Annotated in this window: 12 protein-coding genes; 3 read left to right on the top strand and 9 right to left on the bottom strand. The window is 67.7% G+C overall.

Translation table 11 applies throughout. The features are described from left to right. Nucleotides 1–301: 301 nt before the first annotated feature. Nucleotides 302–1,633, bottom strand: a complete 1,332-nt coding sequence (locus ACT89H_RS05355) for an MATE family efflux transporter (protein ID WP_445107377.1) — start codon at nt 1,631–1,633, stop codon at nt 302–304. Nucleotides 1,634–2,124: 491 nt separating this feature from the next. On the opposite strand from ACT89H_RS05355, the gene ACT89H_RS05350 reads away from it, so the two are divergent. After that, nucleotides 2,125–2,559: a VOC family protein gene (locus tag ACT89H_RS05350; RefSeq protein WP_445107376.1), complete on the top strand. Its 435-nt coding sequence runs from the start codon at nt 2,125–2,127 to the stop codon at nt 2,557–2,559. Between the two features lie 267 nt (nt 2,560–2,826). On the opposite strand, the gene ACT89H_RS05345 is transcribed toward ACT89H_RS05350, so the two are convergent. The 8 genes from ACT89H_RS05345 to ACT89H_RS05310 form a co-directional block, all read right to left on the bottom strand. Then, nucleotides 2,827–3,936 (bottom strand): aldo/keto reductase, encoded by a 1,110-nt coding sequence (locus tag ACT89H_RS05345; protein ID WP_445107375.1) that lies wholly within the window; start codon nt 3,934–3,936, stop codon nt 2,827–2,829. Beyond that, the gene (locus ACT89H_RS05340; RefSeq protein ID WP_445107374.1) at nt 3,933–5,402 is read right to left on the bottom strand and encodes an NtaA/DmoA family FMN-dependent monooxygenase; all 1,470 of its coding nucleotides are present in this window, start codon (nt 5,400–5,402) and stop codon (nt 3,933–3,935) included. Before ACT89H_RS05340 ends, ACT89H_RS05345 begins: the two co-directional genes overlap by 4 nt. Before the next feature lie 18 nt (nt 5,403–5,420). Further along, nucleotides 5,421–7,091 carry a dipeptide ABC transporter ATP-binding protein gene (locus ACT89H_RS05335; protein WP_445107373.1) on the bottom strand — a complete coding sequence of 557 codons (1,671 nt, stop codon included), beginning with the start codon at nt 7,089–7,091 and terminating at the stop codon, nt 5,421–5,423. Then, a complete protein-coding gene (locus ACT89H_RS05330; RefSeq protein ID WP_445107372.1) occupies nt 7,078–7,995 on the bottom strand; it encodes an ABC transporter permease in 918 nt (305 codons plus the stop codon). The genes ACT89H_RS05335 and ACT89H_RS05330 overlap by 14 nt, the downstream gene beginning before the upstream one ends. Further along, nucleotides 7,995–8,933 (bottom strand): ABC transporter permease, encoded by a 939-nt coding sequence (locus ACT89H_RS05325; protein WP_445107371.1) that lies wholly within the window; start codon nt 8,931–8,933, stop codon nt 7,995–7,997. Before ACT89H_RS05325 ends, ACT89H_RS05330 begins: the two co-directional genes overlap by 1 nt. A 7-nt stretch (nt 8,934–8,940) precedes the next feature. Next, nucleotides 8,941–10,536, bottom strand: coding sequence for an ABC transporter substrate-binding protein (locus ACT89H_RS05320; protein ID WP_445107370.1), 1,596 nt, complete (start codon nt 10,534–10,536; stop codon nt 8,941–8,943). Between the two features lie 440 nt (nt 10,537–10,976). Next, the gene (locus tag ACT89H_RS05315; protein ID WP_445107369.1) at nt 10,977–11,615 is read right to left on the bottom strand and encodes a hypothetical protein; all 639 of its coding nucleotides are present in this window, start codon (nt 11,613–11,615) and stop codon (nt 10,977–10,979) included. Beyond that, on the bottom strand, nt 11,612–12,175 hold the full coding sequence (locus ACT89H_RS05310; protein ID WP_445107368.1) for a hypothetical protein: 564 nt from the start codon (nt 12,173–12,175) through the stop codon (nt 11,612–11,614). Before ACT89H_RS05310 ends, ACT89H_RS05315 begins: the two co-directional genes overlap by 4 nt. 123 nt (nt 12,176–12,298) lie before the next feature. Between ACT89H_RS05310 and ACT89H_RS05305 the strand changes: the two genes are divergently transcribed. Together ACT89H_RS05305 and ACT89H_RS05300 are read left to right on the top strand one after the other, a co-directional pair. Then, nucleotides 12,299–12,433, top strand: a complete 135-nt coding sequence (locus tag ACT89H_RS05305; RefSeq protein ID WP_445107367.1) for a hypothetical protein — start codon at nt 12,299–12,301, stop codon at nt 12,431–12,433. Between the two features lie 724 nt (nt 12,434–13,157). After that, on the top strand, nt 13,158–14,643 hold a 1,486-nt coding region (locus tag ACT89H_RS05300), incomplete at its 3' end, for a non-ribosomal peptide synthetase (RefSeq protein ID WP_445107366.1).

Raw genomic sequence — 14,643 nt, 5'->3', positions numbered from 1 at the left:
GCCGAATTCGGGTTCCGGCCGCCGGTAGTTCTGCGGGCGCGGGCGGAGGCCGGCCTGTCGCAGATGCAGACCCGCCCGTAGCCGATTCGCATGGCGGAGTGCCTTGCGAACCTCCGACAGGTTGACCTTGGCGCATACACGGCGACCTTCAAGTTCCGGCTTGCGGAAATGTTCTCCGGGCGATGGTATCTCGCAATTGTTCGTTGTTCCGGCCGCGTCGCCGGGTGGTCTGACTCTCCTTACATTTGTCGAGCTTCGAAGCCGACTGCACGAAGGTGTGTAGACGATTGCGATCGTGTGCTCATTGGTTCGTGGGTCTGCTGATGTGGCGGAGGTAGGTGGCGGTGGTGCGGGCGATCCAGCCTGCCAGGATCCCGTAGTAGAGGCCGGGTAGTCCCCACCGGCACACGATGGTGAATAGCCAGACGGCGGGCAGCGTGACGCATGAGACGGAAAACAGCGAGGCGTACATGACGCCTTTCGTGTCACCGGCGGCGCGCAACTGTGCGGCGTAGACGGTGCCGATCGCCATGACCGGTGCCAGCACCGGCACGGTCCACGCCACCGACACCGCGGCCGCTGTCACTGCGGGATCGGCGGTGAGAAGCCCGAAGAACATCGGGGACAGCCCCGCGATCAGCAGCGCTGTCACGCAGGAGGTGGTCAGCATCAGCACCGTTCCGGCCCGTACGAATGCCCGTCGGCCCTCATCGTCGGCGGCGCCGAGACGCTGGCCGGCGAGTATCGCGATCGCTACGCCTGTTCCGAAGATGAGCATCCACACCAGCGAGATCGCGAGGCTGGTCACTCGATGCGCGGCCAGGTTCACCGTTCCGGTACTCGCCGCGACGGCCGCGATTGCCGCGTCGCAACCGTAGCTGACCACCCCGAAAACGACATCCGGGACGGCGAGCGCGGTCCAGGCTCGGAGCACTCCGCGTTCACTCCGTACCGCGGATCTCCCATAATTCGCTGCTGCACGGGCCCACAACCCGGCGGCACCAGCCGCGATGGCGAGAGTCGATCCGATCGCGGACCCCACCGGCCCCAAACCCGCACCGAAGATCAGCGCCGCCGACAACGCCGAGTTCAACACGGCTACCACCACCGCGATCCGGGCGCCGGACAGCGTGTCGCCGGTTCCGGCGAGCAAGCCGCGCAGGTGGGCGGTGACCGCGGTGAGCGGCAAGCCGCACAACAGGATCCACAACATGAGTGTCGCCTCGGCGCGATCCAGCCCCGCTGGTGCGGTGTAGGCGACGATCACCGGTGCCAGCCCCGCCGCGGCGAGAGCACACACCACCCCCACCGCGAGGGCGGCGCTCAGCCCAGCTGTAGCCAACTCCCGGATCGAGCCCGTGTCCCCCGCGCCGTGCCAGCGGGCGACGAGGACTTGCGTCGCCGATCCCCACGGCACGACGAGCGCGGTGCAGAAGATCCACACCGGCACCACCAGGGCGGCGACGCCGAGCGCCTCGGTGGAATAGTGACCGAGCAGAGCGGTGTCGGTCAAGCCGAGTACGACGGCGGTGGCCGAGGTGAGCACCACCGGTCCGGCGATCCTCGCCACCTGCCGCAGCCGCCCGCAGAAACGCGCATCCGGCAGCTGAGCCAGCGAACCGAGCTCTGTCACTGGATGATTCGCTTCGCACGCCGCCCCATGCGAGAACTCTAATGAGCCCTCGGAGTCATCACTTCCGCGGGCCCCGGACCAAGGAGCCCAGTCTGCGTATCACCGATTACCGCTGGCGACTTGGTGCCGACCACCACTGTCCATCCGAGGTAGACACCTCGATCAGGAGTGTGCCTGGGTTGCGAGATTCCCCTGAGCCGGTATATCCGGTATGGAAGCCGTCGCGAACGTAGATTCGTGGTGCGTTCCCGATCCTGTGTGTTGTCGACTCCCGAAGTCGGCTACACGGATGTCCGGAGTCGCCTGCATTATCGGGTTCGGGCCGCCGGTGGAGGGTGAACCGAGGGGCGGATTCGGATGCCTTGACTCACGAGTCGGGCCCCACGGATTGCCGGGTCTACTGGCTGACGGGCTGTAAGTGGCCCGTCAACCTATAAACTCAGGGCCCTGTCCGGGACTCGGTGACCGGCACGCGCCCTTAGGGTGGACCGATGGCACCGGTCAAGCAGATCCAGATCACCTTCGACTGCGCAGAACCCGATCGCCTCGCTCGTTTCTGGTGCGAGGTGTTGGGCTACGTCGTACCGCCGCCACCGGAGGGGTTCACTACGTGGGACGATTTCGATCGCTCACAGCCGCCGCAGCGTCAGGGTTCGTCGTTCGCCTGCGTCGATCCGTCGGGAGTCGGCCCGCGACTGTACTTCCAGCGCGTTCCTGAGGGCAAGGTCGTCAAGAATCGGGTGCATCTCGACGTGCGGGTCGGTAGCGGTCTCGTGGGTGAAAAGCGCCTCGCCGCACTCGAAGCCGAGTGCGCACGACTGATCGCCCTGGGCGCGGTACGTGTGCGACTGCTGTCCGCCGATGGCTACAACGAGTCGTGCATCGTGATGCACGACATCGAGGGCAACGAGTTCTGTCTCGACTGAGGAACGCGAACTTGTTCTCGCGCACGTCCGCAAGGCGCATCTGCTAGACGCGCGCCGCGGCCGCCTACGGGTCCACCGACGACACCACCAGTGGCCACGTTCCCGGCACGCACAGCTCGCCGGGCGTGGACAACCTGGGCGAGGGCTACCTTGCCGACAAGGCCGCGCTCCGGGAGCTCTGGGCACCTCATCCGGACGACGCGCTCGTGGGGGCTGCGGTGAGTCGGGCCGGTTCGCGTCGCCACCACGACCGGCCCGCTCCTTCGATCAGCCCTTGTCCACAACCCCCGGCCCGCCGGAAAGATCTCCGGTGAACAGGTCCCGCAGTTCCCGTTCCTCCTCCGGGGTCGGCACCCAGCGCGTCGCGGTCAGATTTTCGTCGAGCTGCTCGGGCACCGTGACACCGGCGATGACACTGGTCACCGTCGGCTGGGCGAGCAACCACCCCAGCGCCAGCGCGGATGGCGTCACCCCGCGGTCGGCGGCGAACTTGCCGAACCGCTCGAGCGCGTCCCAGGGCGCGGTGGCCAGCAGATAGCGCTTGAGGTTGGTGATCTTGGCGCCCTCCGGCGCAGCGCCCGAGCGGTACTTGCCGGTGAGCAGACCGTTCTGCAGCGGGAAGTACGGGATGAACCCGAGACCGTAGTGCCGCAGGGCTGGGACCAGTTCCTCCTCTGGCTTGCGCCAGGTGAGGTTGTACTCGTCGGTGGTCGAGACGAATCGGGTGTATCCGTGCTGCGCGGCGACGTGTTCGGCGTCGGCGATCTGCCATGCCTTGAAGTTCGACGCACCGATGTAGCGGACCTTGCCGGAGCGGACGAGAGTGTCCAGCGCCGCCAGCGTCTCCTCGATCGGGGTGTGGGCGTCGGGGAAATGGATCTGGTACAGATCGATATAGTCGGTGCCCAACCGCCGCAGCGAGTCCTCCACCGAGGCGACGATGTATTTCCGGGAGCCGGTCAGCGCGTACGACGGACCCCGGTCGGCCAGCAGTGAGCGACCGAATTTCGTACCGATGACCACACTTTCGCGCCGCGTGCCCACGGCCCGCGCGAACAGTTCCTCGCTCAGGCCGGTGCGGTCGCCGTAGCCCTCGGCCAGATCGAAATAGGTGATGCCCAGATCCAACGCCCGGTCCACGATCGCACGGACCCGGTCGGGGTCCACCGCCCGCATACCGGAGCGACCGAACGTACTCGCCCCGATCCCCAGCTCCGACAAGACCAGACCCGACCGGCCGAGCGGGCGGTAGCCGGCCGGGATCACCGGTGCCCCGGCCGTCAGATCTCGACCGGCGCCGGCGGCGGGTCGCCACGCGCCGGTGTCCGTTCCGGTGCCGTAGTCGGCCACGCCCGTCCCGGGTTTTGTTTCACTCATCGAACATCCTTCGTACGCTGGGAATTGTCGGTGAACTGGTTGGGCGGCACCGGCAGGCCGAAGTGCCCGCGGAAGGTCGCGGCGGTGTACTCGGTGCGGAAGACGCCCTTGTCCTGCAGGATCGGCACCACCTCGCCGGTGAACCGTTCCAGCTGGTCCCACAGGTACGGCGAATTGATGTTGAACCCCTCGGCGGCGCCCCGGTCGAACCACTCGATGAGCCGATCGGCCACGTCCTGCGCGGTCCCGATGACCTGGGGGAAGCCGCCGCCGATGGCGTTGCGCAGCAGGTCGCTCGCGCGCACCTGGCCTCGGTCGACGGTCCGGTCGGTCCGGGCGGCGACCGCGTCCAGCAGGCGCCTGCCGTAATCGTTGAACGCGGCGGCGGTGTCCGTGGTGACGATCGCGTCCAGGCCACCGGCACGCAGATCGACTCCGACCCGCTCCGACAACGCCCGCAGGCTGCGCACCCCACGCGGCAGCGGGAAGCGGGACTGCTGGATCGCCGTCCACGCGTCGCTGCTCCAGAAATCCTCGGCTTGGTCACCGTCGACCGGATCGTCGTCGAGCACGAGCCCGGCGTTGAGCCGCTCGAAGATCTCCACGGCGTCCGCGCGAGTGTCCCCGATGACGGGCGAGATGCCGGGCAGGAAGAAGATCGGAACGTCGCGGCCGTGGATACGCCGAGCACGGCTGCGGATGTCGGCGTTGAACTCGATGGACTCCTCGATGGTGCCGGGCCCGGTGAAATTGAGTTCGCAGTGCCGCGCGGTCAGTTCCCGCGACTGTTCCGACGCCCCGGCATAGAGCAGCGGGATCTGGCCCTGCGGTGGCCGGGCCAATGGCAGAGTGCCTGCCACCTGGAAGAACTCGCCCTTGTGCTCGAGGCGATGGATCTTCGACGGGTCGAGGTAGTGCCCGCTGTTCTTGTCCTGCAGGTACGCACCGTCCTCGATGCTGTCCCAGAGCTGCCGGATGACTCGGATGAACTCGTCGGCGCGCGCGTAGCGGCGCTCACCGCCCAGATCGGGCAGGCTGAAGTTGCGGGCCGCCAGATCCGAGGCGCCCAGCACCACATTCCACGACAGCCTGCCCTTGGAGAGGTGGTCGAGCGACGCCGTGAGCCGGGCCAGGATGTAGGGCTCGTAGTAGGTGGGGTGCGCGGTGACGACCAGACCGATGCGGGAGGTTGTCAGCGCCAGCTGCGAGGCCAGCGTGAACGGCTCGAGCCGGCCCGCGTTGTGGGTAGTGCCCCAGTGCTCCTGGTAGATGTCGCCGGGGAGGGTGTCACCGAGGAAGAAGAAGTCGAACTTGGCGTCCTCGACGAGCTTGGCGGCCTTGGCGACGTAGTCGAGTTCGAACGCGTTCGCGGTCGGGGCCTCGGGCAAGCGCCAGCCACCCCAGTGGGTGCCGTTGAGCCAATACATATAGCCCAGATGCAGTTGACGTTTCGCGGGAGACCCCACGGAGATTCCTTTCGATGGTCAGACGGCGACGGTCGCGGCGCCCGCGCCGGGAATCGACGCGAGCAGTTCCTTGACGTAATCCGTCCGGGGAGCGGTGAGAATGCCTGCCGCGGTGCCGCGCTCGACGATGTCGCCGTGGTGCAGCACGAGGATCTCGTCGGACATCTCGGCGATCACGCCCAGATCGTGCGAGATGAACACATAGGTGAGCGCGAACTCGCGCTGCAGCGACACGAGCAGGTCGAGGATCTGGCGCTGGACGGTGACATCGAGCGCGGAAACCGGCTCGTCGAGGATCACCAGTTCCGGGTCGGGCGCCAGGGCACGGGCGATGGCCACCCGCTGACGCTGGCCACCGGACAGTTCGGCGGTGTAACGACCGGCCACATCCGCGGGCAGGCCGGTGACCTCCAGCAGCTCGGCGACCCGGCGCCCGCGCGACTCCCGGTCACCGATCCGGTGGCCGCGCAACGGTTCCTCGATGAGCGCGCGGACAGTAGCGCGCGGATTCAGCGAGGCGAACGGGTCCTGGTAGACCATCTGGACCTTGCGGTAGAGAGCCGCCTGCCCGACGCCGCGCCGGTGGTGCACCACCGGCTCCCCCGCGACCTCGATCGTCCCGGAATCGGGCGTGGCCAGCCCGGCGAGCAACCGCACCAGAGTGGTTTTGCCGGAACCGGATTCGCCGACGACGCCGAGCGTGGTGCCGCGACGCACCTCGAACGAGGCGTCGGCGACCGCGGTCACCGGCTCCCGGCCCCGCCGCCCGCCGAAGGTCTTGCGCACGTGGTCGGCGCGCACCACGATCGGTGCGTCATTCGTGCCGGTGCCCGCGCTCTCCTGGCGCTTCGCCGCCGCGGCAGCGCCGTCGAAGCCCAGCGAGGACGACCGTAGGAGGGCTGTGGTGTACGGATCCCCAGGATCGGCGATCACCTCCGCCGCGCGCCCGGACCGAACCAGCTGCCCGTCCTTCAGCACCGCGATCTCGTCGGCGCGTTCGGCGGCCACGCCCAGGTCGTGCGTGATGAGCAGGACCGACAGCCCGTCCTCGGCGACGAGGTGGCTCAGCAGATCCAGAATCCGCTTTTGCACCGTCACATCGAGCGCGGTGGTCGGCTCGTCGGCCACCAGCAGCCCGGGGCCGGTGGACATCGCGGCGGCGATGAGCACCCGCTGGCACATGCCGCCGGACAGCTCGTGCGGGTAGGCGTGGAAGACCTTCTCCGGGTTGCGCAGACCGACCTTGCCGAACAGGTCGACGACCCGCTCGCGACGCTCGGCCTTGTTCGCCAGGCCGTGCGCGCGCAACGGCTCACCGGCCTGGAGACCGACCGGCAGCAACGGGTTCAAGCCGAGCAGCGCGTCCTGCGGGATATAGCCGATCTCCCGGCCGCGAATCGCCCGATATCGCTTCTCCGGGAGGCCGTTGAGCTGCCTGCCGCCGAAAAGTACCCGCCCGCCCGCGACCCGGCCGTTCTCGGCCAGCGTCCCGGTGACGGTGCGCGCGAGCGTGGACTTGCCGGAACCGGACTCACCGACGAGAGCCAGCACCCGGCCCGCGCGCAGACTCAGGCTCACCTCGTCCACCACACGGGCTGGTGCCCGTCCTGGCACATCGAAATCGACGCTGACCTTGTCCAGGCTCAACAGCGCAGCGGATTCGGGGACAGTCGACTCAAGCGACGACACTGGTCCTCCCGCGGTTCAGGGAACGGCCGATCCGGTAGACCGCGACGACCGAGACGGTGATGACGAGCCCGGGCAGCAGGCTGAGCCACCACTGGGTAGCGATGAAGGTGCGCCCCTGGGCGACCAGCAGGCCCCATTCGGGCGTGGGCGGCGGCGCGCCGAGGCCGAGGAAACTCAGCGCCGCCACGGTGAGGATGGCCGAGCCGATCTCCATGGTCGCCGCGGCGAGCACCGAGCGTGACGAGTTGGGCACGACGTGCCGGAGCAATCGGTAGGCATAGCCGTGCCCGGCGAACACCGAGGCTTCGACGTACTTGGCGGCCGAGACCTTCAAGACCTCCGAGCGCATGAGCCGGGCGAATCCCGCCGTGCTGTTGATGCCGATCGCCACCGCGATGTTGACCACGCCGTGTCCCAGTGCCGAAATGATGGCCAGGGACACGATCAGGCTCGGCACCGCGAGCATGATGTCCATGATGCGCATCAGGACGCTGTCGACCCAGCCGCCCACCGATCCCGCGATCAATCCGATCAGCGCGCCGCTCACCAGCCCGATGAGCACCGCGACCACCGCGGCCTGCACCGACAGCGAGGTGCCGTGCACGAGGCGGGTGAACTGGTCGCGCCCGAGATCGTCGGTGCCGAACAGATGGGTCGCGCTCGGCGCCAGCAACAGGGCGTCGGCGTCCTGGGCCAGCGGGTCCCGGGAGGTGAACACTCGCGGGGCGACGGCCGCCACGAGCATCACCACCACCCACACATAGGCCAGCAGCAGGCTCGGCTGGGAGGCGATGTGCCGCGACCACCGTGCCGTGTCCGCGACTCGGCTACGCCACCCACCGGTCGGGGTAACGGCGGCGGGCACGGGCTTCGTGGCGGCCGGGCGAACCTCGACGATACTCATCAGGCGTCCAATCGGATTCGCTTGTCGATGACCGGATAGATCAGGTCGACGACGAGGTTCACCGTGACGAAGATCAGCGCGCTCGCGGTGACCGCGATCAGCACGATCGGCATGTCCCGGCCGTTCACCGCGTCCACTATGAGCCGGCCGACCCCGAGCCGGGAGAACACCGTCTCGGTGAGCACGGTTCCGCCCACCATCACACCGACCGTGGTGCCCAGCGCGGTCACCACCGGCAGCGCCGACGCGCGTAGTGCGTGCCGGACCACCAGATCGAACCGGCTCAGCCCCCAGTTGCGGGCGGTCTCGATGTACGGCGAGGTCAGCGCCGCACGCAGATTCACGGTCAGCAGTTGCGAGATCTGCCCGCCACCGGCGATCGCGATCGACAACGCCGCGACCAGCAGCCCCAGGGTGCTCTTGTCGCCGAACGCCTTGATCCAGTGCAGCTGGAACGCGAAGATCTGCACCGCGATCAGGGCCACGATGAACGGCGGCAGCGACACCGCCACCGGGGGCAGCGAGATCAGCAGCTCCCGCGCCCACCTCCAGTTGATCAGCTCGATGACCACCGAGAACGTGACCCCGAGGACCACCGCGAGCAGCAACCCGAGAAAGGCCAGCTCCAGTGTCCGGCCGAAGGACTCGAAGAAGATCTCGGTGGCCGGCCGACGCTGGTAGATGCTGGCACCGAAGTCGCCGCGCAGCGCGCCGAACAGCGCGTCGAAATACTGCACATACAGCGGCCGGTTCAGGCCGAGCAACTCGCGCTGCTCGGCCAGCATCTTCTCGATGTCACCACCGCCGGCGCCCATGGTGAGGCCGCCCGCCGCATCGCCCGGAACGATGTAGAGCAGGAAGAACGCACCGGTGAACGCGCCCCAGACCACCACGACGGCGTAGGCCAGCCGCCGCAGGGCGTATCGCACCCTGGACATGTGTGACCTACCGTTCGAGCCAGGTGTTGTACAGGTACTGATCCAGGCCGACCGCCTGCAGACCGTGCACGCTGGGCTGGTAGGCCCAGACGTCGACGTCGTTGACCACCGGGATCATGTACGCGTCCCGCACCAGCAGTTCGGAGGCGCGGTCGACGATCTTCTGGCGGGCCGCCTTGTCCAGGACGGTGTTCTGTTCTTGCAGCAGCTGGTCCACTTCAGTGCCGTCGGGCAGGAAGGACCGGTTGGAGCCGGTGGCCTTGCCGTAGTTGGCGCGCAGGACATCGGGGTCCGGCGTCGAGTGGTACCAGTAGGCGATGTCGTACTCACCGGAGAGCAGCTTCTTGTTCGCCTCCGCGGCCAGCGGCGGATCGAGCACCAGCTCGACACCGATCTTGCGCCACTGACTCTGCAGCACCTGCCAGGCCGCGGTGTCCTGCGGCGCGCGCAGGCTGAGCCGCTCGCCCGCGGCATTGACCCGGATCCCGTCGGCTCCGATCGTCTTCCAGCCCGCGTCTTCGAGCAGGGCGACAGCTTTCGCGTGGTCGTAGGTCAGGTACCGGCTCACGTCGGTGAAGTACGGATTCGACTCGCTCAGAGGGCCTTTGGCGGCCTTGTCGTATCCGTTGGATACGATCTTGACGAACTCGTCGCGATCGAGGCCCACCTGCAGCGCCTGGCGGACCCGCACATCCTTGAGGAACTTCGAGGAGGAGTTCACCGGCAACTCGGTCCCGGTCGCGGGATTGAGCGTCTTGGAGATGGTCAGGCCGGCCGCCTTCAGCTGATCGACGTACTTGCCATTGACCCAGTAGATGAACTGAAGCTCGTCACCGCCGGCGACCGCGCCGTTGCGCACCGAGTCCTCGGGGATGACCTTGTAGACCACCTCGTCCAAGCGCGCCGGACCCGTCCGCTTGAAGTAGGCGGGCGCCCAGTTGTATTCGGGCCGTTTCTTGAGCACGATCTGCTGGTTGGGCACGAACTTGTCGAGGTAGAACGGCCCGGAGCCATCGACCCACTTCTGTCGCTCCGCCACCGGCAGCGCGGCCGTCTTCGCCGAGACGATGCCCGCGTGCGCCCGCGACAGACTGGTCAGGAACGCCGCGTTCGGCTTCTCGAACTCGACGGTCACCTCGTACTCGGACGGCACCGTGATCTTGCTGATGCCCTCGACGATGGTCTTGGCGCTGGAGTGGATACCCGGTCGATTCAGGCTCTCGAAGTTCTGCTTCACCACCTCGCCGGTCATTTTGGTGCCGTCGTGGAACGTCACGTCCTGACGCAGCTGGAACCGGTAGATGCGGGCATCGGTGACATCCCACTTGGTCGCCAGCCACGGTTCGAGCTCTTTGGAGTCGGGGTTGTAGAACACCAGCGAGTCCGACAGCGCGCGGGCCACGGTCCGCCAGGTCTGGTTGACCACCGCCGCATCGACGCCGTTGTTGTCGCTGGACAACCCGATGTTCAGGGTTCCGCCGGAGCGGGGCTCACCCGAGCCGTCTCCGCTCGGCGATCCACCGCCGCACCCGGCGGCCACCAACGACACCAGCACCACCGCGACAGCGCAGCGCCACCCTCCCCTTACCCGCCCGACCGACACATCCGACTCCTTTCACACGCGAACCCGCCCATGACCATCGGGCGGGTGGAAGTGGCGCACAGCGCCGGCCGCGCGCCGATCCCTTCGCCACACTCGAGCCACAGACCAGATGCGCAACAGTCGGATACACCGCGTCGACTGCGACACGCGACTGACCGCTCGACGCACATCCCCACTTGCACGCGAGCCACCGGAAAGCGATCGCACGCAAAATTTATCCGCCGTGCTCAGGCCATGAAATAGTTTGGCTCACGGCTATTTCAACTCCACCCGCTACCGTTCAGCACATGGCCGCATGCAAGTATCTCGGCACCGCGACCTCGCGAGCACCGGGTACGCCATCACCATGTCGCGGGCGAGCTGGAAGAAATGCGGGTCCGGACCGAACGCCGGGCGAAAGCCGGCATGGTGTCCGTCGCCCGGTCGACCGTCCCGCCCCCTCAGCCGCCGATCGAGAGCAGCTGGTCGAACAACGCCCGGTACCCACGCAGAGTCTGCCGCAGTCCCTCGGTGTCGGACGTGTCCCCGAGCCGCTCATCCAGTTCACGTTTGCGCTGGTCGTAGCTGGTGGTCAACTGGTGAATGGTAGCGCCGAGCAGTTCGTCGGCACGAGCGACCGCATCCCTGGGATCGTCGACGAAGGTGACCTGAACTTCCCGCCACTTGGTGCGCAGGCGATCGAGGTCGGCTTCGGGCAGCAACGGTGCGGGCTGAGCGGCCGCGGCGCCGGCCGTCGGCGCGTTCGGCGCGGCGGGTTGCTCGGCAGTCCCCGGGACACCGATCTCCTCCTGTCGCGCGGAGGCGTCGGAGACCGGCTCCGATCCGTGGGCGACGGGCGTGCTCGACTCGGGCGCCGCACCGGTGGTCTGCGCGCGCTCGGCGTCGTCGATCCCGCCGGAGGCCGCGACCTCTCCGGGATCGCGCTGTGTCGCTGCGGGTTCTCCGACCGGCCCGGCTTGCTGCCCGCGATCGGCCTCCCCGGTCCCGGCGTAGCGCGGCTCGGCCCCGCCTTGTCCTGCTGCCGCCGAATTCTGGTCCGCTCCATCACTGTAGGGTCGGTGCTCGGATTCGGTACTCATGCTTCCACGCCCTTCTCGCCCTCGCCGCCCACGCCGATGAGTTCCTGGAACACTTCCCGGTAGTGCACGATGGCCGTGCGCCGGTCCTCGGTGGACACCGCCGTCCCGGCGGGGCGGGTCGCGATATCGTGTGCGGCGCGATAGTGGCCCAGCGGCTCGGCGTGCTCCACGGAAAGATCAGCTACCTGCTGCTCATAGTTCTCCGTGGGGTAGCCGCGCTCGGACATGATCGTGGTGACGAGGCGGTCGGCTTCGGTCAACGCCCCGGCGGGATCGTCGATGAATCGCTCCTGTACCTCTAGCCAGCGGGTGGAATAGACCCGCTTCTCGTCGTCCGACAGCTCACGCAACCGCAGTTGTGCGTGCCTGCGCTCGCGTTCGGCGAGTTCCCGCTCGGCGGTCTTGCGGTCCTCGTGTTCCCGAACCGTCCGGTCGTACTCCGGGCCGAACCTGCGGCGTAGCCGCTGCCTGCGCAGCATCGGCCACACCAGGAGCGCGACAGCGGCGGCGACGACGACAATGGCGATGACGACGATGATTGCCCATATTCCAGCCGACATCTGAACCTCCTTGTCGAGCTTGTCCGCTGGCGTAATGCCTCGTGGGCGTGGTCGCAAACATATGTTCGGCACGAAGGCGTCCATCGCCGACAACCCGGGCCGGCCGGACACCCCTCATACATCATGTCGGGCCTGCGCTCGGGGAGGTCAGCGCACCAGCGCCGGACGCTTACACCCGCCGAGGTGGAGCAGGTGGTCACCGCCGCGGTAGTCGAGGCGCCCGAGGGGCTGCCGGTGATCACGCCGACCGCGCACTGATGCCGCTCGACAGCGGCGCGCCCCGATGAATAGGGTCGTGCGGCACGGAGGACTTCGCCGAATACTCGTCCCCATGAAGGCGATCACCGCGGGCGGTCCTTGTGACGACCACCCTCCTCGCACCCCTGTCGACCGCGCACGCCGCGCCGATCGAGCGGAAGGCGACAATCGCGGAAACAGGGTCGCCCTCGACCGGATCGGCCGCCCGAGCGCTGCGCATACTGCGCACCGGATACGTCGACAGTTCGGGCGGCGGCCCGGCCGCGCACTCCCATAACGGCGTGGACGGCACACGGTGTAGACGCAAGCTGAAGGATCGCCGGCGCCCCGACCGGATCGCGACTCGTGAACACGCCGCCGATATCGGAAATGGCCTGTTTGGGCGCACCATTCGGCCAGGCGAGAGGCGACTCGGCGGCGGCGGTGTTGCGCGAGCCACCGAAACAGGTCGGCCCGAATCGTCGTCCGGGCCGGTGCCGCATTGGCACACTTGACCAGTGAACGGTGTGAGACACAGCATAATTCGCCGGCGCCGCAGTATGCCGTGCCGTGAGCGGGTTGCCGGCTGTGTACTGTCCCGACGGGGCCAGACAGTCCGAGGCTTCTCGCGAGAGAACGCACGGACTGTCTGCGACACCATCGCGAGCACGTAGCGAGGTTGTGGGTTGGATCGTTGGTGTACGGCCGCGAATGCCGACACCACCTGAAGAAGAAAGCACGGGAAATGAAGATGGACCGCCGTTCTGCGCGTGGAAACCGCCGTCGCCGTTCCGGCGGTCTGCTCTTCGGGCAACTGCTCACGGCTGCGGTCGAGTCCGCCGCCGACACGGTGGCGATCCGGTTCAGTCCGACAGGTGATCCCGCCGATGCCACGCAGCTGACCTATCGAGAGCTCGACGAATCCTCCTCGCGGCTGGCACGGGAGTTGATCGACCGGGGATTGGGACCCGGCGACGTGGTGGCCATCGGCATTCGCCGCTCCGTCGAGTCGGTGCTGTCGGTGTGGGCCATCGCCAAAACGGGCGCCGCCTACGTGCCGATCGATCCCACCTACCCGCCGGACCGGATCGCCTACATGGTGTCCGATTCCGGAGCCGCGCTGGGCCTGACCACCTCCGCGTACCGCGAAGCGTTCGGCGCGTCCATCCCGTGGATCGAACTCGACAGCCCCCGGGACCAGGAGCGGATCGCCCAGCGGCCTGCGCACCCGGTGTCGTATGCCGATCGGGTGCGACCGCTCACCGAGCAGCATCCCGCCTACGTCATCTTCACCTCGGGTTCGACCGGTCGGCCCAAGGGGGTCGTGGTCACCCACTCCGGATTGGGCGCGATGGTGGCGTCCGAACGGGAGCGCTACGACGTCACCGAAGGGTCGCGGGTGATGCACATCTGCTCGCCGAACTTCGACGTATCCGTGCTGGAACTGCTGCTCGCCTTCGCCACCGGGTCCACCCTCGTGATCGCGCCGCCGACCGTGTTCGGCGGATTCGAACTCGCCGATCTGCTACGGCACGAACGCATCACGCACATGCTGATCACACCGGGAGCGCTGGAATCGGTCGATCCGGCGGGTCTCCCGGACCTGCGCGTCGTGATGGTCATCGGCGACCGGTTCGGCCCGCACCTGGTCAGCCGGTGGAGCGGGGACGGCCGCGCGATGATCAACGGCTACGGCCCCACCGAGGCCACGGTCATCGCGACCAGCAGTGCGCCGCTCGTTGCCGGAGAGACCATCACCATCGGCAGCGCGATACCCGGATTCGGCCTGTTCGTGCTGGACTCCCGGTTGCGCCCGGCCCCGGCCGGAGTGATCGGCGAGCTGTACCTGTCCGGTCCCGCGCTGGCGCAGGGTTACCTGAACCGGCGGGGTCTCACTGCGGAGCGCTTCGTGGCCAACCCGTTCGGCGGCGAGGCCGGCAATCCGGGATCGCGTATGTACCGCACCGGCGACCTGGCCCGCCGACTGAACGCGGGCGGCATCGAGGTCCTGGGACGTTCCGATTTCCAGGTGAAGGTCCGTGGTTTCCGCGTCGAACTCGGCGAGATCGATGACGCGCTGAGCCGCCATCCCGATGTCGAGTTCGCGGTGACCTTGGGCAAACGGCAGCAGAACGGCACCACCATGCTGGTGTCCTATGTGCTGCCGGAGGCGCACGCGGTGGGCATCGGGGCGGAGTTCGACACCACGGCGCTGTTCGACTTCATCTCGC

The sequence above is a fragment of the Nocardia aegles genome (assembly GCF_052545135.1).
This window is presented reverse-complemented; position numbering and strand designations above follow the sequence as displayed.